Raw genomic sequence first — 23084 nt, forward strand, 5'->3', positions numbered from 1 at the left:
TGGTTCCGCAGGGATTGCGGGCTACATATGCGTGACGCGCGGTTGAGACGCAGCGGCGCCGCCGCCCAGACCTAAAAATTCCGAGATACGATGAAATCTAGAGCAGCCTCCGAAAACCTCCCTGCCGTAGCGGGCCAAGCCAGGGCAGCCGCGAGACACGGCGCTGCAACCGTCCTTGCCTGACACCTCAAATCAAGATTGAATGCGCGGCTGAGACTGCTGACCCGCACGTTCCAATAGATAAGAAGATCAACACACGATGACCCATGACTTTGAAAGAATCCTCCAGGCCGCGCCGTCGCCCTTCGTGTTGTTGGACAGTGAGCTTCGGGTGGTCTGGGCGAATGATGCCTACCTACAGGTGACTGATCGCCAGTTAGAGCGGCTTATCGGGAAAGACTTGTTCGAGGAATTTCCATCTGACCCCGAAAGCGAGTCGGGCCGCATGCTGCGCGCGTCTTTCGCGCGGGTGTTCCGCGATGGCACCACCGACCACTTGCCGGTCATCCCCTATCCAATCGCCAGTGCTGAGGGCAAAACCGAAGACCGTTATTGGAGCGCGACCCATACGCCGATCCTAGGTGCGGACGGCGAGGTCGAGTTCATTTTGCAGCACACGCAGGACATCACCGAAGTCTATACCGCCGAAGCCCCGGGTGAGGCGCGCGCAGGCTCGGCCCAAGCCGCCGTGCTGCGCCGTGCCCATGAGGTGACGCAGCAGAATCTGGAACTCGATACCGGGATCAGACTTTTCAAGCTGATCTTTGAACAGGCGCCGAATTTCATGGTCACCCTCATGGGGCCGAACCACGTCTTTTGCACGGTCAACGCCGCCTATTTACGGATGATTGGCAAGCGCGATCTTATTGGCAAACCCGCGCGCGAGGCTTTGCCCGAAATCGCGGGGCAAGGCTTTTTCGAAATGCTGGACGAGGTCTATCGCACCGGCGAGGCCGTGAGCCAACAGGGGGCCGAGGCATGGGTGCAACGCAGCCCCGGAGGTCCGACTGAACGGGTCGTCGTCGATTTCGTGTTTCAACCGCTCGACAACGTGCGGGGAGAAACCATCGGCATCGTGATCCAAGGCAATGACGTCACCGCGCATAAGCTTGCCGAAACCAAGCTGCGCGAGGCGGAGGAACGGTTCCGCACCATGGCCCATACCATGCCGGTCCATGTCTGGACCGCCACCGCCGATGGGCGTTTGGATTGGGTCAGCGATCAGATATATGCCTTTTCGGGCGCGGCGCCGGGCAGTCTGGTCGGGGATGCTTGGCCCGCGATCATTCACCCCGAGGACCGCGCCGAGGCGATAGCCACTTGGGCCGAGGCGGTGGAAACCGGGGCGGTCTACGAGAGCGAATTTCGCCTGCGACGGGCCGATGGTGCCTATTGCTGGCACTTGGTGCGCGCAGTGCCGACCAGAGATGACCAAGGCGCGCTGATGCGCTGGGTCGGCACGAATTCCGAAATCCACGAGCAGAAAGAACTGTCCCGCCAACTGGCCGATCTGAACACGACGTTGGAAGAGCGTGTCGAGAAACGCAACCGCGAGTTGGAAGAGCTTCACGACCGGTTGGCCCAAAGCCAGCGGGTCGAGGCGGTCGGCAATCTTGCTGGCGGGGTCGCCCATGATTTCAACAACTTGCTGCAAGTGATGACAGGCAGCCTGACCATGGCCGCGCGCGAAATAGCGGCCGATTCCCCGGCGCGGGTGCGGATCGACGCGGCCATGCGGGCGGTGGAGCGCGGCGCGTCGCTGTCCTCGCAACTGCTTGCGTTCAGCCGCCGTCAGCCATTGCAGCCGCGCTCGATCGACCTGCGCGATCTGCTCAGTGATATCGACGACATCATGCGCAGCGCCTTGGGCGAGGGGATGGAGGTCGAACTCGACACGCCCGATGCCCTGTGGCCAGCCTATGTCGATGCGGCAAGCACCCAGAACGCCGTGCTAAACCTCGTCATCAACGCGCGCGACGCGATGGAGGGGCGCGGCAAGTTGAAAATCGCGGTCGAAAACCGGCATATCGGCCCCGAAGAATTGCTGGGTGAGCCTGACATGGTGGCGGGCGACTATCTTGAGGTCAAAGTCATCGACCACGGGCCCGGCATCCCGGCGGATACGCTGGCCAAAGTGTTCGATCCGTTTTTTACCACCAAACCGGTGGGCAAAGGCACCGGGCTTGGGCTCTCCACCGTTTATGGCTTCGCGCGGCAATCGGGCGGGCGGGCCACCATCGCCAGCCATCCCGGCGCGGGCACGACGGTGACGCTTTTGCTGCCGCGCGCCGAGACGGCGGCGGAGCCTTTGCAATGGCATGACCCCTCAGACATCGCGGGCGGGAACGAGACCGTTCTGCTGGTCGAAGACGACGCCGAGGTGCGCGACGCCACCGCCGCCTTGCTGTCGGATCTGGGCTACCGCGTACGCACCGCAGAAGACCCCGCCACCGCCCTCAAAGCCGCGCGGCAAGCGCCGGAATTCGATCTGTTGGTCTCGGACGTGGTCATGCCCGGAGAACTGAGCAGCCGCGACATGGCCGAAACCCTTCAGGCCGAGCGGCCCGACCTGCCGATCCTCTTCATCTCGGGCTATTCGCGCGATGCGATCGTGCGCGATGGCCGGGTGGATGCCGGGGTGCAGTTCCTCGCCAAACCCTTCACCAAAGACGCTTTGGCGATCAAAGTCCGCGACGCGCTGTCCTCGGCTCCCGCTGCAAAAACAAAGGCTGACGCAGTCCAAGAGCAGCCAGACCGGCCCCGTCATGTTCTGCTCTGCGAAGACGACGCGCTGATACGGCTCGATCTGGCGGATATCCTCAGCGGGCTGGGCACCGAGGTCACCGAAACCGCGTCGGGGCAGGAGACATTGGACAGGCTGCAAGCCGGGCAATTCGACGCGCTGCTGATCGACGTGGGCCTGCCGGATATTTCGGGCGAGGAGGTCGCCACCCGCGTGCGGGCGCAGCATCCCGATATGCCCATCATCTTTGCCACCGGCCAAGCGGAAGTGCCCTCCGCCGCGGCTTTGGGTCGCTGCGCCGTGGTTCAGAAACCTTTCGGTGACCGCGATCTGGAACGTGCGTTTGCAAGCTTGGGCATTCTGTCACAGACGGAAACGGCCACAGCGTTTTGACGGAGCGTTGCGACCTTTGCGACATCGTGGCGCGCGGGACGTTGCTATTGCAGGCAAACAAGGTTTGAAAGGGGGTATTCGACCCGGCCAACGGCGCCCGCCTTGTGGATGTTCCGCCCGCTGTGTTGGGCTGGACTTTCTCGGCCGAAGCGGCTTGGAAATCAACGGAGGTTACCCACCGCCCCAACCGAGCGAGTTTTGGGCTTGGCCAACAAGAAGACCCGCCGTGGTACGCAATCCTGTGAGCTACTCCCCATTTGTTGGACAGGATCTGGCGTAGTTTAAGCTACTCTTTGCACTTGCTGATCGTGGTTGGTTGTTTCAATTCTCTGCCAATAGACCACAGCAGGTGGTTTGCCGCCAAGGGCAGAATGCGGGCGCTTGTGGTTGTAGAACTCGATCCATTTTCTGACGCCATCTCGGGCCTCTGACCCGGTTTCCCAGGCATGCAGGTAGACGCATTCATACTTCAGTGACCGCCACAGCCGTTCGACAAAGATATTGATCCCTTGCCCGGCAGGGTATCGCGCAGCGATGTCCCGAGAGGGGAGGAAGCGGCCCTTGCCGTCCATTGAGATGCGCACGTTTGCGCTCCGCAACCTGTTCGTCCAAGCGAAAGACGTGAACTGGCTGCCCTGGTCCGTGTTCATTATGTCTGGCGGGCCGAACTTGTGGATCGCCTCATTCAGCGCATCAACGCAGAAGCCAGCCTCCAACGTGTTCGAGATGCGCCACGCCAGAACCTTGCGCGTGTGCCAATCCATGATGGCCACCAGATAAAGGAAGCCGCGCCGCATCGGTAGATATGTGATGTCGGCGCACCAAACTTGATTTGGCCGATCCACGCGTAGCCCCCGCAGCAGGTAGGGGTAAATCTTGTGACCCTTCGCCGCCTTGCTCGTGTTGGGTTTCTGGTAGATCGGCATGAGACCCATCAACCGCATAAGGCGTCGGATGCGCTTTTCGTTCACCAGATGCTGTTCATTGCGCAGGTGCCACGTCATTTGGCGCACACCGTAAAACGGGGTTTCCAAGAACTGCTTATCGATGACGCGCATCAGATCGAGGTTCATCTCGCTCTCACCCTTGGGTTCATAGTAAAATGACGACCGCGAGATCGACAGCAGGGAACATTGCTTGCCGACGGACAGACCCGGAATGTTCGGCTCAATCATCTTGCACCTCACTTGCCGGTCCAGGGTTTGAGCTTTCTGGCCAAAAAATCGTTGGCGACGGCCAACTCCCCAATCTTGGCATGCAGGCCTTTGACCTGCTCTTCATCGACTTCCGGTGCCTTCCGGCTACCTCGCTCGAACACACCAGATGCGCCCTCAAGCAATGCACGTTTCCATTGATGGATCATCGTCGGGTGAACTCCAAACCGACTGGCCAGCTCGCTGACAGTCTCTTCGCCTTTCAGCGCTTCCAACGCCACCTTGGCTTTGAATTCTGGGTGATGTTGCTTCCGTTTCGACATTCCTGATCTCCTTCGTGTTGAAGATCAGCAAACTACAAATCGCAGCTTACGTCAGTGTCCGATGTTCGGGGGGTAGCTCAGCCAATGCTACACCCAACTTGTTGTGCTGCATGCGCGTAGCGGCAGCCTCCAGCCACGGGCCAAAACTAAACTTCGGCCAGTTCTTGGGTCGCATCATGATGACCTGTGCTGCCTGTAAAAACAGCATGCGCAGATATCGACTGCCGCGCTTCGTGATGCGGCCCAGTATAGTGCGACCACCCGTACTGTGCTGACGCGGCACAAGCCCCAGCCAGGCCGCAAAGTCGCGCCCACGATCATAAGCCTCGCCGTTCCCGACAGCGGCCACCACTGCGGTTGAGATGATTGGGCCGATGCCCGGAATAGTCATCAGACGCTGACAGCTGGCCTCGCTTTTGCTGACACCTTCAATTTCTGACGTGGTCATCTCGATCCGCTTGTCTATCCAGATCCAGTCCTGCTGAAGACCCAAAATTAACTTGCGTATCCGCAACGACATCTCATCATCGCGATTGTCCAAAATGGCTTGGAGCGACGTGCGTAATGCGGCCACGCTCTTGCGAACGGTGATCCCTTGTTCAATCAAGAATGCGCGGATCTGATTCATTGTCGCCGTCCGGCGCGACACAAGACGTGACCGGACGCGGTGCAGCGCTTGCAAATCGAGCTGTTCTTGCGTTTTCTCAGAAACCGTCTTGAGATTGGGACGCAAAGCGGCTTCAGCGATAGCTTCGGCATCATTGTAGTCGTTCTTTTGACCTTTGTTGAACGGCTGAACGTAAATCGCCGGGATGATCCGAGGTTCGAATCCCATCTTGCGCAACGTTCGGCTGACAAAATGTGCGCTCATGCAGGCTTCCATGCCCACAACGCAGCGCGGCAATTCCTCAAACGTCGCGGCCAACGCCATGCGCTTGATCTTCTTGCGCAACACGAGCTGCCCGTTTCTATCAAAACCAACCAAGTGAAAGACATCTTTGCCGATATCGACGCCAATCGACATTAGCTCATCAAAATCATTCTTCGCCATGCTACTTCTCCTTTTTGCAGTATAGGCCAAGCCTAACCTGCTGGGTGAAGCAGCCGGTACATCCCATTACTGACCGTTTGTGGGTCGGAGTTCTTCGCAGTTGCGGCATAAGCTGCGCCGCCAAGAGCGGCCCATTGCTGCCATTCGGGTCTTAGAGATTTGCTGCGCAACAGCATGCAGAAAGCCGACATTCCTCCGCTGGTGGCATCCGTTCTGATCCTTCGGAATCCGTTCTGGGCAATCTTCCAAAGTTTGCGACACTTTCAAACGCTGAAAACACCTTTCCTTCAGGTCCCGTAAAGTGCGGGTCAATCTGCCTTGGCCACAGCTCCATCTGACAGCACGTTGAGGAGTGGGCATTCCGGTGCATCCGAACCGCTGCACTTCGCAATCGTTTCTGCCAAGATTGCCTCGATGCTTTGCAGATCCCTTATCTTCGCCCGCACGACATTGAGGTGATCCCGCCCACGTTTCTCGACTTCGCCGCAGGTATGGCTGCCGCGATCGACCATGCTGAGCAGCCCTCGGATTTCTTCCATGGTAAAACCCAGTTCTCGCGCTCGCATGATAAAGCTCAGCCGCTCAACATGCGCAGTTCCGTAACGGCGGTGCCCGGCGGGACTGCGCGGTGGGTCCGGCATCAAGCCGACACCCTCATAATAGCGGATGGTCTCAAGGTTGCAGCCGGTCAACTTCGCAAGATCGGAACGCTTTAAGGCGCTCGCAAATCCGTGATCGCTCGACATGAAGTTTCTCCTTGATCCTGTAGTTGCTACAGACCCTACCTTGCCTGTCATGACGAAGGCAACCATGAGCACCGCGATGACAGATCACACTCCTGCGACACCGACCGAGCATGATGATCGTTCTGGCTGGCTGGCCACCGGCGCCGGTGTGTTCGGAGCATTGGCCATGTCATCTTGCTGTATTCTGCCGTTGGTATTGGTCAGCTCTGGCGTCACCGGAGTCTTCATCGGTCAACTTACCGCGCTCTATGCCTACAAATGGGTGACCTTCAGCCTCGCAACGCTCGCGCTCGCATATGGGTTTTGGAAAGCCTATCGCCCGGTGCCGAAGGAAGCTTGCACGGACGGCATCTGTGCGCGCCCGGTCGACCGCGGGGTGATGCGGCGGTTGCTTTGGGGCGCTTTGATTGTCGTGCTTCTGGCGCTCGCCTTTCCAATAGTCTCGCCCTTTCTTTTGACATTCTGACCATGAGGTCTCCTATGAAACTGCTCGTCTCCACCGCTGTGCTTATCCTCTCTGCCAGCCCAACACTGGCCGCAGAAGCAACCACCCGCATTGCCGTTGAGGGGCTCAATTGCCCCTCTTGCAGCTATATCGTCGCTACTGCCATGAAGCGCGTGGACAGCGTCGAAGTGCAGGAGTTTATGAGAAACGTGCGAAAGTTGGTGATGCCCTGAGGGGCGGCATATCATGGCGGTGTTCAGACGCCGTCGATTCTCTGCTGAGAAAAGGATATGCCACATGTCAGAGTCTACCATCACCCAACTGCCCGATCCATCGGGATTTAGCGCTGATCCGTTCACGGATGTCATCCGCGATGGCGCGCGCAAGCTGATCGAACAGGCGGTCCAGGCCGAGCTGGCCACCCTCATGGCGGCCTTTTCCAATGAAAAGCTTCAGGATGGGCGGGCACGTCTTGTCCGTCATGGTCACCTACCGGAACGCGATGTGATGACCGGCATTGGTCCGGTGCCCGTGAAGGTGCCGCGGGTTCGGGATCGGGGTGCTTACGAAGACAAGATCACCTTCACGCCCAGCATCCTGCCGCGTTACCTGCGCAAAGCGAAATCTATCGAAGAACTCCTGCCGTGGCTTTACCTCAAGGGCGTGTCTACGGGCGATTTTACCGAGGCGCTTGAAGCGCTGCTGGGCCCGAATGCCAAGGGTCTATCCGCTAAGACCGTCACGCGCCTGAAAGCCGATTGGTGGCAGGACTACGAGGCTTGGCAGAAACGCGATCTTGGCTCGCGGCGCTTTCTCTACATCTGGGCAGACGGTGTCTACTTCAAGCCGCGAATGGCTGAGGAAAAACAATGCGTTCTGGTAATCGTGGGTGCTGATGAATATGGCCGCAAGGAACTTCTGGCCATGACCGATGGCTTCCGTGAAAGCACCCAAAGCTGGCGCGAGGTGCTGCTTGATCTCAAGCGGCGTGGCCTGAAACAGGACCCCAAGCTCGCCATCGGGGACGGTGCCCTGGGGTTCTGGACAGCCCTGCGCGAGGTGTTCGCCACGACGCGGGAGCAACGCTGTTGGGTCCACAAGACCATGAACGTGCTGAACGCGATGCCGAAATCTGTGCAAGCCAAGGCCAAGGGTCATCTGCACGACATCTGGCAGGCCGAGACAAAAGCCGAAGCCAACGTCGCCTTCGATTTCTTCGTCGAAACCTACGGCGTGAAATGGGACAAGGCGGTCACCAAGCTGGTCAAGGACCGGGATGCGCTGCTGACCTTCTACGACTATCCGGCGGAACACTGGAAGCACATCCGGACGTCAAACCCGATCGAGAGCACCTTCGCCACTGTCCGGCACCGCACGAAACGCACCAAAGGATGCCTCAGCCGCACGACCGGGTTGGCCATGGCCTTCAAGCTAATGATGTCAGCGCAGAAGAAATGGCGCAAACTCGATGGACAGAACCGTCTGCCCGAGATCATCCAAGGGGTTGAGTTCCGCGATGGGATCCGCCAGCTTCAAACTGCCGCCTGATCAGGCATCACCAACTTTTGCCCATATCTCGGAGTTTATCGCAGGCGAGGCGGAAAATGGCCTCTATGTTCTGCGCTATGATGATGCGCTGACAGACCCGCAGGCCATTGTCGCCGCTGTGACGGCCGTCGGATATCGCGCTGCCTTGAATGCGGAGAACGGATCGTGAGCGGCGTGGAGGGTTCCGACACCCAGAGTGGCCTGCTCAAGTTCGGACTCATTGGCACGGTCATCGTCGCCCTTTGCTGTTTCACGCCAGTGCTGGTGATCGTGTTCGGCGCTGTTGGCCTGTCGGCGCTGCTGGGCTGGCTTGATTACGTGCTGTTGCCAGCGCTCGCCATCTTCATCGGCATCACAATTTACGCGCTTTGGAAGTGCCGCGATTCAGAGAGATCATCATGAAAGACACTAAATCCCCCCAGAGGAAATCTTATGACCTTGCCGTGATCGGCGCCGGTTCCGCGGGTTTCTCTGCCGCCATCACTGCGGCTGAGACCGGCGCGCGGGTGGCGCTCATCGGCGCGGGCACCATTGGCGGCACCTGTGTCAACGTGGGCTGCGTGCCGTCCAAGGCGTTGATCCGCGCGGTTGAGAGTTTGCATCATACGCGTGCTGCGGCTCGGTTTGATGGGATAGAGGCCGAGGCCCGCGTGTTCGACTGGGCGGCGACTGTCGCGCAAAAGCAGGCGCTGGTCGAAGAATTACGTGCGGCGAAATATGCAGATGTTCTACCCCGGCATGAGAATGTCGATTACGTCGAAGGCCGCGCGACATTCGATGACGATGGCAGGTTGACGGTCGATGGCAGTCTCTTCCCGGCAGCAAAGGTCGTCATTGCCACCGGCTCCCGCCCCCATGTGCCTGCAATCCCGGGAATCGAGGACGTCGACACCCTCGACAGCACAACAGCACTGGAACTGAGCGCTCTTCCGGCATCCATGATTGTGCTTGGGGCGGGATATATCGGCGTGGAGCTGGCGCAGCTTTTTGCGCGAGCCGGTGTTGCCGTGACGCTGGTCAGCCGCCGAGGCGTCTTGCCGGAGGCAGAACCGGAAGTGTCAGAGGCGCTGGCAGGTTACTTGGGCGATGAGGGCATCCGTGTGGTCCGCGCTAATGGCTATGACCGCATTTCGAACGGTGACAACCATATCACGCTGCATCTCTCGGATGGCCAAGCACTGACATCGGAACGGCTCGTGCTCGCAACCGGCCGTGTGCCAAACAGTGACGGGCTGAACCTCCCGGCTGCTGGAGTTGCAGTGGATGCGCGGGACGGCATTCAGACCGATCCTCAAATGCGCACCGGCAATCAAAATATCTGGGCGGCGGGCGATGTCACGGGCCGTGACCAGTTTGTCTATATGGCCGCCTATGGCGCCAAGATCGCGGCGCGCAATGCGGTGGCGGGTGAGGTCCGCAGCTATGACAATGCCACCATGCCTTGGGTCGTCTTTTCCGATCCGCAGGTGGCAGGCGTTGGGTTCAGCGAAGCGCAGGCCCGCGCTGCTGGTCATGAAGTGCTGACCTCCGTTCTGCCGCTGGATGCCGTGCCGCGGGCCTTGGGGGCCCGCGATACGCGTGGCCTCATCAAGCTGGTGGCCGAAGCGGGAAGCAAACGGCTGCTCGGCGCACAGATCATGGCACCGGAAGGGGCCGACAGCATCCAGACCGCAGCGATGGCGCTGAAGGCCGGGCTGACCTACGAAGAGCTTGGCGACACGATCATGCCTTATCTGACCACCGTCGAGGGTTTGAAACTGGCGGCCCAGACTTTCGAGAAGGACGTTGCTGCCCTGTCTTGTTGCGCGGGGTAAAGACATGGCAGATCCCTCCACCCACGATTGGCTAAACACCCGGCTTGGCAGCCTGCTCGCGTGGGGCCTTCCCATCGGCGCGATGCTTCTGGCGGTCCCGCTCGCCGACGGCCCCAAAACCGCAATCTGGGTCATCGCCCTTGCTTGGATGGGCGTCGCCTGCCTGCGCAATGCCCGGCGCTGTGGCCGGGCGCATTGCCGCTACACCGGGCCGTTCCTGCTGGCCATGATGCTGCCGGTGCTGGCTTATGGTGTAGGCGCGCTGCCACTGGGCAGCGACGGTTGGCGCTGGCTTGGGCTCACGATCGGCGTCGGCGCGACCGGGATCTGGTGGCTCAGTGAACGAAAACTCGGCCGATATCGTTGAACTTGGAACAAAAGCCTTCCTAACTCTCGCCTACAAGGACACTTCATGACCGAAACACTTGATCTGATCGTCATCGGCGCCGGCATGGCCGGGATCAACGCCGCGAAAAAAGCAGCCGGGGCTGGATGGTCCGTCGCCATTGTGGACGAACTGCCCTACGGCGGCACCTGTGCGCTGCGCGGCTGCGACCCGAAGAAAATGCTACGGGCCGGAGCTGAAGCGATCGACGCAGCTCGTTTACTAAAGGGTAAGGGCGTTGCAGGTGACACGCGGATCGACTGGCCAGCGCTCATGGAACACAAAGAAAGCTTCACCGATCCGGTGCCGGAGAACATGGAAGACGGGTTGAAGAAAGCTGGCGTGAAAACGCTGCATGGGTCGGCGCGCTTTACCGCAGAGGATCGACTCGGAATCGAAGGCCATGGGGAGTTCACCTTCAAGCATGCCTTGATCGCAACAGGCGCCAAACCGCGACCTCTGGGCTTTCCCGGTGCCGATCGGCTCATCGACAGCACCGAGTTTCTGAACCTGCCGAACCTGCCCGAACGCATCGTATTCGTGGGTGGTGGATACATCTCTTTTGAGTTTGCCCATATTGCTGCCCGAGCAGGTGCCGAGGTCACCATTCTTGATCATGGCAAGCAGCAGCTGAAAATGTTCGACCCCGATCTTGTCGATATGCTGCTGGAGCGGAGCCGTGCTGTCGGAATTGAGATCATCGCCAATGCCGCGCCCGACCGAATCGACTCTGCGGGTGACATGGAGCGCGTCACCTATAGCGTCGATGGCAAATCACATGTCAAAGAGGCCGACCTTGTTGTCCATGGCGCGGGTCGCGTGCCTGCCGTCGATTGCTTAGATCTAAGCGCTGCGGGCATTGAGGCTGAGCATGGCGGCGTCAAAGTCGAAGAGTGGCTACAGTCCACATCCAACCCTCGCGTATATGCCGCTGGTGATGCCGCGGCCTCCCCGGGGAAACCTTTGACCCCGGTGGCTGTTTTCGAAGGCAAGATTGCCACATCGAACATGCTGAAAAACAAACAAACCGCACCTGATTACACCGGCGTCCCCAGCGTGGCGTTCACCATTCCAGAACTCGCCCGGGTCGGCATGTTGGAGGAAGAAGCGCGTGAGACTGGTGATGTGGAGGTATCATTCGCAGATACATCCAACTGGTTCTCTCAGAAACGATTGGGAGAGACCCATGCAGGTGCCAAAATCATCTCTGATGAGAATGGTAAAATCTTGGGCGCGCATATGTTTGGTCCGGACTACGCGGAACTCATCAATATCTTTTCGCTGGCAATCAAACTGGGGCTTACGGTTGACCAGGTAAAGACGATGCCGGCAGCCTATCCCACGGGGGCGTCGGATATCGGTTCCATGTTTTAGGAACGCAAGAGTTCAGAGAATTGCCAAACTGTGCGTTATTGAGCATGAGCTGGGCTGACCTCCGGTCAGCAAACGGAGGCCATGATCGGAAAGTTCAATTGCGCTTGGCGAGCGTCTGCTTTTGGTGCCTCCGTCAGCTTTCTTGCGACCGCAGCGAAGGTCTGGTTTTCGGCGCTTTTCTCCAAGAGGTCTTCTCAACTGAATCGGAAACTGTGCGTCCGCAGCGAACGGCTGCAAAGTCCGCTGTGCGAACCTTGACGTGTAGTGCGGCAAACGTCCGCAGTGAGCCCAAATTGACCGCGTAAGTAATGAAGGTCTTCGCAATTGCAGCATAAACTGATCTGGCAAGAGCGAACCGCAAGTGACGTTGCTCTTTCTATTGAGCAATGTCTACTTTAAGGCGACTCTGACTGCGCATCTTGAATACGGCAAAGAAAGCCCATGTTGAGACCCAGATCGCATTTACCGCAGAAAATTGATCTCGAAAGTTGTTCCTGGATCATTATCCGAGACGGTTATTTCGGCGCCATGCAGATCACAAATTGCTTTTGCTAATGCCAAGCCAAGGCCATTCCCAGGACTGTTCCGACTTTTCTCACCCCTGAAGAACCGTCGAAAAATACGCTCTCGATTCTCGCATTCGATACCCGGACCATCGTCAGTGACGCGCAAGGTCGGACCGACAGGTGTGGTTTCCGCCAAGACCAAAACCTTAGAACCAACGGGACAATGTCTGATCGCGTTCTCGACAAGGTTCGACAGCAGTTGCGTCAGCAGATTTTTATCACCAAAAACCTCAAGGTGTTCGTCTGGCACCTTAATGGTCAACTCAATACCAGCATCCTCGGCAGTAGGCTCGAAGACTTCCGTAACATTGCCTATGACCTCACGCAGGTCGTTCCACGCGAACCTTTCGCGACGGTCACTCCCCTCAATCTGAGCGATACGCAAAAGGGCGTTAAAGGTCGCTATGATTTCTTCGGTTTGATCGAGACTGGCGGAAATATCGTCCGGGCGGATCATCGGACTATCACGTAGTTTTTCCAACCGCTGCCGAAGATGTTGAAGCGGTGTGCGCATGTCATGGGCAATGTCATTCGAGATTTGCTCTTGGCTTTCAAGCAGGCGTTTGATCTGGTCGAGCATACTATTGATCTCGGTTGATACCCGCGAAAGATCATCGCGGGCGTTTCGGGTGGTCGGAATACGAGAAGCGAGGTTGCCACAAGAGGCCTCTGTCAGAGTATTTGATATGGCTGCAATGCGTCGCTCGGTGATGCGGCCAATCCGGACACCGACGACAAGGCCGAGGATCACAACCGCCAGATAGCCTGCCACCAAAGCCATTCCGAGCGCTTCCAGTATTTCCAAGACGATATGGTCGCCTGCACCTTGGATGAGTAGATAGGGGCCGACGTCATCCGCGCGCAGCCAATAGCCGGTGACTTCGTCGTGAATTTCTCCGGCAAGCGGCAATTCCTGTGCCGGAAGATAGTCCGGCAATGGGTTTTCGAAGACCGAAGATAAGTTGCCAGAAACAATCGCGCCCTCGGCGTTCAGAAGCTGGTAAACCCGGGCATTCTGAAAGCTGACTTCGGCGAGGGCATCGACGCGGTCGACCAGCACCTCATCGCCGCCCAACTCAAAGATCTCAACGAGTGTGGCCGCATCGCTGCGCATTTGATTGAGGACCCAGTCTTGGACTTCGTATTGTGTGAACCAATAGGCCAATGCGAAGACGAGCGCAGAAAGCACCGAATAGAGGAACGAGTATTGCAAAGACAGCCGTATGGATGTCCGCAACGCTGAAGGACCTTTGCGCTTAGGGTTATCCATGAAGGCTGTATCCAGCGCCCCGAACGGTATGGATCAACGGCTGCTCGAAGGGTTTGTCGATCTTGTTGCGTAGACGGCTGATATGCGTCTCAACGACATTGGTGTTCGGATCAAAGTGAAAATCCCAAACTGCTTCCAGCAACATGGTGCGTGTCACCACCCGCTCGGCGTTCTTCATAAGATAGGATAGCAGGCGAAACTCGCGCGGCTGCACGGCGATCTCCTGACCGGATCGGCACACAGTATGGCGGATCAGGTCAATCTCCAGATCGGCAACCTGAAGTCGCGTTTCTTCGGCCTGCATCGGGGGGCGGCGTGCAAGTGCAGTTAGGCGCGCGGAGAGCTCAGAAAACGCAAAAGGTTTCACAAGATAGTCGTCCGCCCCGGCTTCCAATCCATTCACCCGGTCGTTCAAACCGCCGAGCGCGCTCAAGAACAGGATCGGCGTATCAACGTTCGCACCGCGCACTGATTTGACGAGGGTCAACCCATCCAAGCCGGGCAGCATCCGGTCGACTACGATGACATCAAAGTCATTGTCCAGCGCATCGAGGAAGCCCTGTTTGCCATCCGACGCATGTTTCGTCACATGGCCAAGTGCCTTCAGGCTCGTGCAGATATACTCAGCCGTTTCGCCATCATCTTCTACAACAAGCACCCGCATCTGCGCTCAAGCTCCATAAGGTATTGAGAAAATAGCCTGCTTTGCGGCTTTGCACCATCTTCGTAATATTACGGATCGGTATAGTGCCGACCACCTTTTGCAGATCACCGCCGTCCTATGCCCTTAGAAAAAGGACAGGACAACATGGCCGCAATCGATCCCAAATTCGACACAGCCGTGCGGCAAGAGCATGCGGGGCGCCTTGGCTTAACGCGCAGCGACCAACGGTTCCTGCTGTTTGCGCTCGGTGCTTTGTTCGCCTTGCGTCTGCTTGCCCTGTTCTGGTGGCCTTTCACAGATTCAACAGAAGCCCGTTATGCCGAGATCGCGCGTAAGATGGTCGAGACCGGGGACTGGGTCACACCTCAGTTCGACTATGGCGTCCCGTTTTGGGGCAAACCTCCCTTACATACTTGGCTGTCTGCCTTGGGGATGAAGCTCTTTGGCGTTGGGGCCTTCGGCGCACGGATATTCATATTTGCTGCGTCGTTGGGGGTGTTAAGCCTAATTTTCACTTGGGTGCGCCAGCATCGAGGCGCAGATCAGGCTCTTGTCGTGACCACGGTGCTCGCCTCATCTTTAATGTTTTTCGGCGCGTCGGCTTTCGTGATGACGGACATGGGCATGGTGCTTGGCACTACGTTAAGCATGATCGGCTTCTACAACTGCTTGATGGACAGCCCCGCGCGCAGTGCATGGGGACGGTGGTTCTTTGTCGGCATCGCTATCGGCCTTTTGGCGAAGGGACCGGTCGCGCTTGTCATCACGATGATCGCGCTTGTGCCGTGGCTCGCGCTGACAGGGCGCTGGCGCGAACTACATGGATTTCCTTGGTTGTCGGGGCTATTGATCGCGGCGGCGCTGACCCTTCCTTGGTATATCCTTGCCGAGATCAAGACGCCGGGTTTCCTGCGCTACTTTCTTGTCGGAGAACACTTCCAGCGCTTTGTCGTGCCGGGCTGGCAGGGGGATCTTTACGGGTCCGGCCATCAGCAGCCCAAAGGCCTGATCTGGGTCTATGCCGGGGCTACGTTTCTGCCGTGGAGCTTGTTTTTCTTGGCCTTACTTTCCCGGCCGGGTTCTTGCGTCAACGAGGTGACGGGCAATGACCGGGGCTGGCACAGCTATCTCGCACTTTGGGTCGTTGCGCCGCTGATCCTCTTCACGCCCGCCGCAAACATATTGCCAGCCTATGCTTTGCCCGGGCTTCCCGCCGCAGCGGTTCTCTTGGTGTCGCTTTGGGCGCAAGTGAGGGGGCAGCCGGGCTGGTGGGGTCGAAGAGCGACAGCCGTGGCCATCGGCCTCGTTGGGGCAGCATTTCTAACGGTGACGATTCTGGCGCGCTACCAGCCAGAAAGCGTCACCAATCGATCCGAGCGCGCATTGGTAATTGCGGCGCAAAGTTACGACCTTGATGTGCAGATTACCTATTGGGGCGGTCGCAGCTTTTCTGCCGAGTTCTATACCCGCGGTCGCGTCAAATTCACCGAACGAACCGCGACATTCGACATTTTCGCTGACAATGGCCTGCGCGACGCGGTGGCCATCCCGAGGGCTGTCGCCTCGGAAATCGCTCCCTATTTGGGACCGCGGTTTGGCCCCGCCGGACGGTTCGGGCACCGCATTTTGTTTGTCGAAGATCTGGATCAGGGGGAAGCATCATGAACCGTCGTCCCGAAGGGTTTGAAAAGCCCCGGATCGTTCCGCCTGCAAAGCAAGTTCCTGATCTTTCCTTTGTGATCCCCGCGTTCAATGAGGCGGGCAATATCGCCAGAACGGTGGCCCAGGTAGAGGCGCATGCCCGCAGGCTGGTGCCCAGCTTCGAGATCATCATTGTGGATGACGGCAGCCTTGATGGAACATTTGAAGAAAGCCGAGAGCTATGCGCCAGATATCCGCTTCGTGTGCTGCGCCTGTCGCGGAATTTCGGCAAGGAACATGCGATCATGGCCGGTCTGGAGCGCACGGTGGGTGCAGCGGTGGTTATCCTCGATGCTGATCTTCAGGAACCCCTTTTTCATCTCGAAACCATGTTGAAACATCGCGCCGAGGGGTATGAGATGGTCTATGCCGTCCGCGCGCAACGCCGGGACGAGACATGGCGTAAACGGTTATTCACCCGCGCGTTCTACGCCCTGCTAAATATCGGCGGCGACACCGCGATACCAGCCAATGCGCGCGATTTTAGGCTCATGGATCGACGGGTTGTCGATGCGCTCTGCGCTTTGCCAGAGCGCAACCGCTTCATGAAAGGGCTGTATGGTTGGGTTGGCTTTCGCACCAAGGCTGTGGCGATTGAGTTGAACCCGCGCGCGACCGGGGCCTCTAAATTCGGCTTTGCTGGCTTGTTTAAGTTAGGTTTGACCGGCCTCACGTCCTTCACTGCTTGGCCGCTGCGGGTCTGGACAGGGGTTGGTATGACCATTGCTGCCTGTTCGATCCTCTACGCCCTCTGGATTGCCGTCCGCACCCTGATCTTCGGCATCGACGTGCCGGGTTGGTCGACCCTTGTGGTGGCCGTTATGTTATTGGGTGGGGTGCAGCTTATCTCCATCGGTGTGTTGGGCGAATACCTCTCGCGGGTCTTTACCGAGGTCAAAGGCCGTCCTGGCTTTATCATCGCCGAGGATTTTTCAGCAGATTCGGAGCACCTGTGATGTGGCGCCAGTTGTTGCGGTTCGGGATGGTCGGTCTGCTCGCGACCTTCGTTCACATGATGATCGGCTTTCTGCTGATCCAGTCGACCTGGCATCCTCTTTTGGCGAACCTGCTCGCCTTCACAATCGCTTTCGTGGTCAGCTTCATCGGCCATCTCGGATTTTCCTTTGCCGATCAGGAAGTCAGCGCATCAAGCGCGCTGTGGAAATTTGCGCTTGTCGCCCTGATCGGCTTTGCCATTAACGAAGGGCTTCTGATCATGTTGCTATCCGAAGGGGGTCTATCCGACACAGTGAGCCTGTGGATCTCAACCGGTTCCGCGGCGGTTTTGACTTTTGCACTCAGCAGATTGTGGGCGTTTCGCAGCCCGCACAAAGCCGGCGGGCCGGTCGATGTGGAACCGTCTGCCAATCTAACCAATCAGTAATCTGGTGGAGACGTTCCCGGCTACAAGGGTCGGTTATCTCTTGAGGCGAGGCTCCAGTTGGGGGCCGTGCAAGACAGGAAGACCACGATGAAACGTTTGATTTCCCTTACCGCACTTATTGCCGCAGGTGCGGTCGCGATGGCCGGAATGGCACTGGCTGAAACAGAAAATGCGAAAAAAATGACACTGTTCTCTGTAGCGCAGATCGACATCCAGAAAGCACTCACCATTGCTTTGGAAGGTGTGGATGGCAAGATCACCTCAATTGAATTCGAAAGCGAGGATGGTAAGGCTGTCTACGAGGCAGTCGCCGTCGCCCCGGATGGGTCCATGACCGAGATCCTTATCGATGCCAATGACGGATCAGTAATCGCACAAGGCCCGTTCATGGACGATGACGACGAGAAAGATGACGACAACGGCTAAATCTATACCGGCGCGGCACAGGATCATCTTGCTGCCGCGCTGGAATTTTCCTTTCCCTTCATCCTAAGCGCCGCCGGTAATCCGAGCGACACCTTACCAATTGGTAACCTTTCGGTAAGCCTTTCATCAGTCGGCAAACTCTACAGGTGCTTTTGAGGAGAACCCGATGAAAAAAACCGTCTTTCGAACCCTACTGGCTGCATCGGCGGCCGTCATTCTGATCGCTGGGACCGAGGGGCAAATTTTCTCAATTGCGGCTTCCGGCATAAGGTCACTGACCAACTCTTCTCATTCGCAACTGTTTGACACAAACCGGGTCCACAAGCTGGATGTGACACTGCCGTTCTCTGCTCTCGCGGCAGGTGACGTCGCCTCCTGCGCAAACGGGGGCTACTTTGGAAGAACAAATAGAAACCTACGCTATGCGATTGGTCTCCCCAGGGCAGAGGCCGCGCCGAACGAGGGCATGTTGGAAACCAAAAGTATCTTAGACCAACACCCCAATACGGCGGTGCTCGCCTTGGGGGATCTGGTTTATAAACACGGCGAAGCTGTGGGCTTTGAAGATTGCTACGACCCATATTGGGGGGCTGCATGGGCACGAACATGGCCGACCCCCGGAAACCACGAATACCACTCGCCTTATGCATATGCCTATTACGATTACTGGCAAGATCGCGCGGGGCCAGACCGAAACGGCTATTACGCCCTGCAAGCCGGGAACTGGTTGATCCTGTCGCTGAACAGCGAGATTGATGCGTCCCCAGGGTCTGCACAGGCAGAATGGGTAAAGGAAGTGCTCGCAGCGCACACAGACAGCTGCACTGCGGCATATTTCCACAAACCTGCGTATTCGAGCGTGACGCGCAGCCGAACTGACAGTGCGCGGGCGCTGTTCCGGCTTGTCGCGAAAGCAGGCGTCCGCTTTGTCTTACATGGACACAACCACTTCTACGAACGCACTGCGCCGCTGAATGCCGAGGGCAAACCGGACCAGGGCGGCACGACCGCCTTCGTGGTTGGGGCCGGTGGCAAATCAACACAGGGCAACCTTGAGCCTGCGGCCTTCTCCGAGCGACTAATCACCGGAACGACAGGCATGCTGAAGCTGACCTTCACAAATAAAACGGCCAGCTGGACCTACCTCACCGGTCCCGGATCGATGGAAACAGACAGCGGCACGGTCCAATGTTGACACCCGCAGTCCAGCACAGCCACCCGCAAAGGCCCGACCATGTTTGACTTCATCACATCGCTACTCGCCTCCATGGGCAGCCTGGGCGTCGCTACCCTGATGCTGCTTGAGAACGTCTTCCCTCCGATCCCTTCGGAAGTCATCATGCCCTTCGCTGGCTATCTCGCGGCGAGCGGTGACCTCTACTTCGTCAGTGTCGTGATCGCAGGCACGATCGGTTCAGTGGCCGGCGCATTCTTATGGTATTGGATCGGCACATTGGCTTCTGAAACACGGTTGCGCGAGCTCATCGTGCGGCACGGCAGGTGGCTGACCATCTCAGAACAAGATCTCAATCGTTCCCTTGCGTGGTTTCGGCGCAATGGCGGCATGGCGGTGTTTCTGGGCCGGATGGTTCCGGGGGTCCGAACGCTCATATCCGTCCCCGCCGGAATGACGGGGATGCCGCTGCTGCCATTTCTACTCTACACAGGGTTGGGCAGCCTGCTCTGGACGGCCGCCCTCACCATTTCAGGCTATCTGCTGGAAGCGCAGTTTGCCAAAGTTGAGACGTGGATCAATCCGGTGACAAACGTCCTGCTTGGAGGCCTTCTTGTGCTTTATGTATGGCGGTTGCTTCGCCCCAAAGCAGAAAGATGACAGCGTTAAAACAGCATAATTCAAAAAGCTTGAACCACCGATTATTTGCGGTGACCCTTTTTGCAAAAGCAGTCTTGGGCGTTCTTCAATTGGCAACGGCTGCGGCGATCTTCGCGGGAGCAGCAGATCGCCTTCCTGCTCTCACCCAATGGTTCTTTCGCGCAGAGCTTGCGGAGAACCCTAATGATTTCCTCGCGACCCGCGCCATGTCGCTCGCCGGTGTCATCCCGACATCGGATCTCGCGTTCTATACCACTTACTTTCTGGCGCATGGCGGGCTTCATATCGCGATCGTCGTGGCCCTGCTTTACGGCGCAGCATGGGCGCATCGCGCAGCGCTTTTCGTGCTTTGGGCATTTGTGATCTATCAACTATTCGAATGGCTCACTGTTGGCGGCGTGGCTTTGCTGATCCTGACTGCGATCGATCTAACGGTTATCTACATCACCGTGCGCGAACAGCGTAGTCGTGCTCTGTTGGGGTCCTGACGCGGAAATTGCAGTTCTCTTTTATGTGCCTGACCTAAAACGGCGCGGAAAACCTCGCCTAGCTTAAACGCTCAAGCAGGGGCATTGTTACGGCAGGCGGCTCGCTCCGCGGTGATCATAGCCAAAACGTTCTTGGTGCTGTCGTCGATGGTGGTCATAAAGAAAGTTCCTTCTGTGCTGTTGTGAGAAGGAAGTCGGCGCTTCCGCGAAAAAAGTGTTCTCGGTTTGATTCCCGACTTCCTTGGTTGAGGGACAGCGCGAAGGGGCGGACCGCGGGGCGAACCAGGCCGGATGAAGTGGCGGTGTTCTGGCAATGCGGATCTGCTACACGGTAGCAATGCAGAATCGAAAACCCCGGATAATCGGGGAAAACCCCCGGAAATCCACGCATAGCGTGCTACATGAAGTTCATTCGGAGCTGAGGTTAAGAGATTGAAAAATAAGGTTGAAAAATCAGCCCGCCTGAGCGTGGCACCCATGATGGACTGGACCGACCGCCACTGCCGCTACCTCCACCGGCAGCTAAGCCGTGAGACGCTCCTCTATACCGAGATGGTCACCGCCCCCGCGCTGGTGCGGGGTGGGGCGTTGCATCTGCTGGATCATGACCCTTCGGAACATCCCGTGGCCCTACAACTTGGCGGGTCGGACCCCGCAGAGCTCGCACGGGCAGCACGGTTGGGGGCTGACACGGGCTATGATGAGATTAACCTCAATTGCGGCTGCCCGTCTGATCGGGTGCAATCGGGCGCCTTTGGCGCGGTCTTGATGCAGCAGCCGGGGCTGGTGGCGGACTGTGTTGATGCCATGCGCGCGGCCTGCGATGTCGAGGTGACCGTGAAATGCCGTATCGGCGTGGACGATCAGAACCCTGAGGAAATCTTGCCCGAGTTCCTCGCGCGTATCGTGGCGGCGGGCTGCACCCGTGTCACGATCCATGCGCGCAAGGCGTGGCTGCAGGGGCTGAGCCCCAAGGAAAACCGCGATATTCCGCCGTTGGACTATAATCTCGTGCATCAGATGAAGGGGCTGTTTCCGAACCTGCATATTTCGGTCAACGGTGGGGTCACATCGCTCGATCAGGCCGAAGCTTTTCTGGATGCCGGGTTAGATGGCGTCATGGTGGGGCGCAGCGCCTATCATGCGCCGACTGACATCCTCGCCAGCGCTGATCGGCGCATCTACGGGCGGGGTGCTGACAGCACTGCAGAGGCCGCGGTGCAGGGGATGTTGCCCTATATCGAGGCGCATCTGGCCAGCGGCGGGCGTCTGGGGCAGATCACCCGACATATGCTGGGGCTTTTTGCCGGGCGGCCCGGCGCGCGGCAGTGGCGGCGTATCCTGTCCGAAGGGGCGCATAAGCCCGGCGCGGGGCCGGAACTGGTCGAGGCCGCCTTGGCCGAGGTCGCCGCGGCGCAGGAAATCGCCGCGGCGGGGTAGGGTTAGACCGTGGGCTCTGCCACCGGGCGGGGCCGCAGCAGCGCCAGCGTGAGCAGGGCGGCCACCAGTCCGCAGGCCGCAATCGCCCCCAGCATCGGTGTGACAGTCCCGTCAAAAAACGGCCCGGCCAGCGCAATGGAGAGGCCACCCGCCACCATCTGCAATGTGCCGCCCAGCGAAGAGGCGAGACCAGCGATATCGCCGTGATCGTCCAGCGCCACGACCATCACTGTCGGCACCACAACGCCAAGGCAGGCGTTGGCGCAAAACAGCCCCGCCATCACCAGATAGAGGCCCGGATCGGTTGCCAGCGCCGTGACAAAGATCGCGGCGGAAAAGAAGACGAAGCCCGCCACACCGCGCCGCACAAGGCTGCGCATGCCCCAGCGTTCGCCCAGCCACCCCGCCAGTTGCGAGGCCGAGAAGAAGCCGACCGCGTTGACCGCAAAGGCCAGCGAAAACCCCGTCGGCCCCAGCCCGTATTGCCCGGTATAGACAAAGGGCGCAAAGGCGATGAAGACAAAGAATGACCCCATGGCAAAGCCGCCGATAAAGGTCAGCCCCATGAAGATCGGATCGCTCAGCAGCACTTTCGCCCCACGCCAAAGGTTGCGCGGGTTGATCCGCACGCGGCGTTTGACGGGCAGCGTCTCGGGCTGGGCGAAGGCGGTGAGTGCCAGCGCGGCGATGGCCAAAGCACCCAAGGTTACGAAGATCGCGCGCCAATCGGCGAGCGCCATCACCGCGCTGCCCGCCAGTGGGGCCAACATCGGCGAGATCGAGATCACCAGCATCAGCATCGCCATCAACCGCGTCGCCTGGGTGCCGGTGTATTGGTCACGGATGATCGCACGCGGCACCACCATTAGCACGGCCCCGCCAAGCCCTTGCAGCGCGCGCCAGCCCGTCAGCGCCGCCATCGTCGGCGCGAAGGCGGCCCCGAATGACGCGATGAGGAACAGCACCAGCCCCACCATGATCGGCAGCTTGCGCCCCGCCTGATCGGCCCATGGGCCATAGAAAAGCTGACCCAGCCCGAAGGCGATGAAATAGGCCGTGATGGTCGCCTGAACCGCCGTCTCTGACGCGCCATAGCTGGCGGCGATGGCAGGCATGGCGGGCAGATACATGTCGATGGCGAAGGGGCCGACCAGCCCCAGCAACCCGAGAATGAGCGCTGAACGTAGCACGTGATGTCCTTTCGGATGGGATGGCCGGGGCCAAATGGGCAAGGCGGCAAGCGCAGACCGATGTCTGGGGCCGACTTTCGCGCGCAACCTAACCCCCCTTGGGGGAAGTGCAACCCCGGCGTTATCGCTTGAACCCCCGGCGCGA

General features: G+C 58.7%; 22 protein-coding genes and 1 pseudogene. 17 read left to right on the plus strand and 6 right to left on the minus strand.

Annotation, left to right across the window (positions count from 1 at the left end; translation table 11 throughout):
- Positions 1-259 precede the first annotated feature (259 nt).
- Positions 260-3136, plus strand: a complete 2877-nt coding sequence (locus B5M07_RS06725; RefSeq protein ID WP_120350720.1) for a hybrid sensor histidine kinase/response regulator — start codon at positions 260-262, stop codon at positions 3134-3136.
- A 281-nt stretch (positions 3137-3417) separates the two neighbouring features.
- Here B5M07_RS06725 and B5M07_RS06730 read toward each other — a convergent pair.
- The 3 genes and pseudogenes from B5M07_RS06730 to B5M07_RS06740 form a co-directional block, all read right to left on the minus strand.
- Positions 3418-4613: pseudogene (locus B5M07_RS06730) on the minus strand (IS3 family transposase).
- 46 nt (positions 4614-4659) lie between these two features.
- Positions 4660-5664, minus strand: a complete 1005-nt coding sequence (locus B5M07_RS06735; RefSeq protein WP_120350721.1) for an IS110 family transposase — start codon at positions 5662-5664, stop codon at positions 4660-4662.
- A 308-nt stretch (positions 5665-5972) separates the two neighbouring features.
- Positions 5973-6410 carry a MerR family transcriptional regulator gene (locus B5M07_RS06740; protein ID WP_120350722.1) on the minus strand — a complete coding sequence of 146 codons (438 nt, stop codon included), beginning with the start codon at positions 6408-6410 and terminating at the stop codon, positions 5973-5975.
- A gap of 64 nt (positions 6411-6474) precedes the next feature.
- Here B5M07_RS06740 and B5M07_RS06745 point away from each other — a divergent pair, with 64 nt between their 5' ends.
- From B5M07_RS06745 to B5M07_RS06780, 8 genes are all read left to right on the plus strand, one after another.
- Positions 6475-6876, plus strand: a complete 402-nt coding sequence (locus tag B5M07_RS06745; RefSeq protein ID WP_254693969.1) for a mercuric transporter MerT family protein — start codon at positions 6475-6477, stop codon at positions 6874-6876.
- Positions 6877-6890: 14 nt separating this feature from the next.
- Positions 6891-7088 carry a hypothetical protein gene (locus B5M07_RS06750; protein ID WP_120350723.1) on the plus strand — a complete coding sequence of 66 codons (198 nt, stop codon included), beginning with the start codon at positions 6891-6893 and terminating at the stop codon, positions 7086-7088.
- Positions 7089-7152: 64 nt separating this feature from the next.
- Positions 7153-8403, plus strand: a complete 1251-nt coding sequence (locus B5M07_RS06755; protein WP_120350724.1) for an IS256 family transposase — start codon at positions 7153-7155, stop codon at positions 8401-8403.
- Positions 8372-8572, plus strand: a complete 201-nt coding sequence (locus B5M07_RS06760; RefSeq protein WP_120350725.1) for a hypothetical protein — start codon at positions 8372-8374, stop codon at positions 8570-8572. Before B5M07_RS06755 ends, B5M07_RS06760 begins: the two co-directional genes overlap by 32 nt.
- Positions 8569-8805, plus strand: a complete 237-nt coding sequence (gene merF, locus B5M07_RS06765) for a mercury resistance system transport protein MerF (RefSeq protein WP_254693970.1) — start codon at positions 8569-8571, stop codon at positions 8803-8805. The genes B5M07_RS06760 and merF overlap by 4 nt, the downstream gene beginning before the upstream one ends.
- Positions 8802-10217: a mercury(II) reductase gene (gene merA, locus B5M07_RS06770; RefSeq protein WP_120350727.1), complete on the plus strand. Its 1416-nt coding sequence runs from the start codon at positions 8802-8804 to the stop codon at positions 10215-10217. Before merF ends, merA begins: the two co-directional genes overlap by 4 nt.
- Positions 10218-10221: 4 nt before the next feature.
- Positions 10222-10584: a hypothetical protein gene (locus B5M07_RS06775; RefSeq protein WP_120350728.1), complete on the plus strand. Its 363-nt coding sequence runs from the start codon at positions 10222-10224 to the stop codon at positions 10582-10584.
- A 45-nt stretch (positions 10585-10629) separates the two neighbouring features.
- Positions 10630-11976: a dihydrolipoyl dehydrogenase family protein gene (locus B5M07_RS06780; RefSeq protein ID WP_120350729.1), complete on the plus strand. Its 1347-nt coding sequence runs from the start codon at positions 10630-10632 to the stop codon at positions 11974-11976.
- 462 nt (positions 11977-12438) lie between these two features.
- Here the strand turns inward: B5M07_RS06780 and B5M07_RS06785 are convergent, their stop codons facing one another.
- A complete protein-coding gene (locus B5M07_RS06785) occupies positions 12439-13812 on the minus strand; it encodes a HAMP domain-containing sensor histidine kinase (RefSeq protein WP_120350730.1) in 1374 nt (457 codons plus the stop codon).
- Positions 13805-14476 carry a winged helix-turn-helix domain-containing protein gene (locus B5M07_RS06790; protein WP_120350731.1) on the minus strand — a complete coding sequence of 224 codons (672 nt, stop codon included), beginning with the start codon at positions 14474-14476 and terminating at the stop codon, positions 13805-13807. The genes B5M07_RS06785 and B5M07_RS06790 overlap by 8 nt, the downstream gene beginning before the upstream one ends.
- A gap of 144 nt (positions 14477-14620) precedes the next feature.
- On the opposite strand from B5M07_RS06790, the gene B5M07_RS06795 reads away from it, so the two are divergent.
- The 8 genes from B5M07_RS06795 (at position 14621) to dusA (ending at position 21749) form a co-directional block, all read left to right on the plus strand.
- Positions 14621-16141 carry an ArnT family glycosyltransferase gene (locus tag B5M07_RS06795; protein ID WP_254693972.1) on the plus strand — a complete coding sequence of 507 codons (1521 nt, stop codon included), beginning with the start codon at positions 14621-14623 and terminating at the stop codon, positions 16139-16141.
- Positions 16138-17133, plus strand: coding sequence for a glycosyltransferase family 2 protein (locus B5M07_RS06800; RefSeq protein ID WP_120350732.1), 996 nt, complete (start codon positions 16138-16140; stop codon positions 17131-17133). Before B5M07_RS06795 ends, B5M07_RS06800 begins: the two co-directional genes overlap by 4 nt.
- Positions 17133-17561 (plus strand): GtrA family protein, encoded by a 429-nt coding sequence (locus B5M07_RS06805; RefSeq protein WP_120350733.1) that lies wholly within the window; start codon positions 17133-17135, stop codon positions 17559-17561. The genes B5M07_RS06800 and B5M07_RS06805 overlap by 1 nt, the downstream gene beginning before the upstream one ends.
- 87 nt (positions 17562-17648) lie before the next feature.
- Complete coding sequence (locus B5M07_RS06810; RefSeq protein WP_120350734.1) at positions 17649-17987, plus strand: PepSY domain-containing protein; 339 nt, start codon at positions 17649-17651, stop codon at positions 17985-17987.
- A 166-nt stretch (positions 17988-18153) separates the two neighbouring features.
- Positions 18154-19182, plus strand: a complete 1029-nt coding sequence (locus B5M07_RS06815) for a metallophosphoesterase family protein (RefSeq protein ID WP_120350735.1) — start codon at positions 18154-18156, stop codon at positions 19180-19182.
- Between the two features lie 39 nt (positions 19183-19221).
- Positions 19222-19821: a DedA family protein gene (locus B5M07_RS06820; RefSeq protein ID WP_120350736.1), complete on the plus strand. Its 600-nt coding sequence runs from the start codon at positions 19222-19224 to the stop codon at positions 19819-19821.
- Positions 19818-20309 carry a DUF2127 domain-containing protein gene (locus tag B5M07_RS06825; protein ID WP_162931826.1) on the plus strand — a complete coding sequence of 164 codons (492 nt, stop codon included), beginning with the start codon at positions 19818-19820 and terminating at the stop codon, positions 20307-20309. The genes B5M07_RS06820 and B5M07_RS06825 overlap by 4 nt, the downstream gene beginning before the upstream one ends.
- 432 nt (positions 20310-20741) lie before the next feature.
- Positions 20742-21749, plus strand: coding sequence for a tRNA dihydrouridine(20/20a) synthase DusA (gene dusA, locus B5M07_RS06830; RefSeq protein ID WP_120350738.1), 1008 nt, complete (start codon positions 20742-20744; stop codon positions 21747-21749).
- A gap of 2 nt (positions 21750-21751) precedes the next feature.
- Here dusA and B5M07_RS06835 read toward each other — a convergent pair whose 3' ends face one another.
- Positions 21752-22939, minus strand: coding sequence for a multidrug effflux MFS transporter (locus B5M07_RS06835; RefSeq protein WP_120350739.1), 1188 nt, complete (start codon positions 22937-22939; stop codon positions 21752-21754).
- Positions 22940-23084: the final 145 nt, after the last annotated feature.

This window comes from Sulfitobacter sp. D7, from assembly GCF_003611275.1.
Lineage (GTDB): Bacteria > Pseudomonadota > Alphaproteobacteria > Rhodobacterales > Rhodobacteraceae > Sulfitobacter > Sulfitobacter profundi.

What these genes read in the sequence shown, in the direction of transcription:
- B5M07_RS06725 (WP_120350720.1), top strand. Translation starts at nt 260, where the DNA reads ATGACCCATGACTTTGAAAGAATCCTCCAGGCCGCGCCGTCGCCCTTC.
- B5M07_RS06735 (WP_120350721.1), bottom strand. Translation starts at nt 5,664, where the DNA reads ATGGCGAAGAATGATTTTGATGAGCTAATGTCGATTGGCGTCGATATC.
- B5M07_RS06740 (WP_120350722.1), bottom strand. Translation starts at nt 6,410, where the DNA reads ATGTCGAGCGATCACGGATTTGCGAGCGCCTTAAAGCGTTCCGATCTT.
- B5M07_RS06745 (WP_254693969.1), top strand. Translation starts at nt 6,475, where the DNA reads ATGAGCACCGCGATGACAGATCACACTCCTGCGACACCGACCGAGCAT.
- B5M07_RS06750 (WP_120350723.1), top strand. Translation starts at nt 6,891, where the DNA reads ATGAAACTGCTCGTCTCCACCGCTGTGCTTATCCTCTCTGCCAGCCCA.
- B5M07_RS06755 (WP_120350724.1), top strand. Translation starts at nt 7,153, where the DNA reads ATGTCAGAGTCTACCATCACCCAACTGCCCGATCCATCGGGATTTAGC.
- B5M07_RS06760 (WP_120350725.1), top strand. Translation starts at nt 8,372, where the DNA reads ATGGGATCCGCCAGCTTCAAACTGCCGCCTGATCAGGCATCACCAACT.
- merA (WP_120350727.1), top strand. Translation starts at nt 8,802, where the DNA reads ATGAAAGACACTAAATCCCCCCAGAGGAAATCTTATGACCTTGCCGTG.
- B5M07_RS06775 (WP_120350728.1), top strand. Translation starts at nt 10,222, where the DNA reads ATGGCAGATCCCTCCACCCACGATTGGCTAAACACCCGGCTTGGCAGC.
- B5M07_RS06780 (WP_120350729.1), top strand. Translation starts at nt 10,630, where the DNA reads ATGACCGAAACACTTGATCTGATCGTCATCGGCGCCGGCATGGCCGGG.
- B5M07_RS06785 (WP_120350730.1), bottom strand. Translation starts at nt 13,812, where the DNA reads ATGGATAACCCTAAGCGCAAAGGTCCTTCAGCGTTGCGGACATCCATA.
- B5M07_RS06790 (WP_120350731.1), bottom strand. Translation starts at nt 14,476, where the DNA reads ATGCGGGTGCTTGTTGTAGAAGATGATGGCGAAACGGCTGAGTATATC.
- B5M07_RS06795 (WP_254693972.1), top strand. Translation starts at nt 14,621, where the DNA reads ATGGCCGCAATCGATCCCAAATTCGACACAGCCGTGCGGCAAGAGCAT.
- B5M07_RS06800 (WP_120350732.1), top strand. Translation starts at nt 16,138, where the DNA reads ATGAACCGTCGTCCCGAAGGGTTTGAAAAGCCCCGGATCGTTCCGCCT.
- B5M07_RS06805 (WP_120350733.1), top strand. Translation starts at nt 17,133, where the DNA reads ATGTGGCGCCAGTTGTTGCGGTTCGGGATGGTCGGTCTGCTCGCGACC.
- B5M07_RS06810 (WP_120350734.1), top strand. Translation starts at nt 17,649, where the DNA reads ATGAAACGTTTGATTTCCCTTACCGCACTTATTGCCGCAGGTGCGGTC.
- B5M07_RS06815 (WP_120350735.1), top strand. Translation starts at nt 18,154, where the DNA reads ATGAAAAAAACCGTCTTTCGAACCCTACTGGCTGCATCGGCGGCCGTC.
- B5M07_RS06820 (WP_120350736.1), top strand. Translation starts at nt 19,222, where the DNA reads ATGTTTGACTTCATCACATCGCTACTCGCCTCCATGGGCAGCCTGGGC.
- B5M07_RS06825 (WP_162931826.1), top strand. Translation starts at nt 19,818, where the DNA reads ATGACAGCGTTAAAACAGCATAATTCAAAAAGCTTGAACCACCGATTA.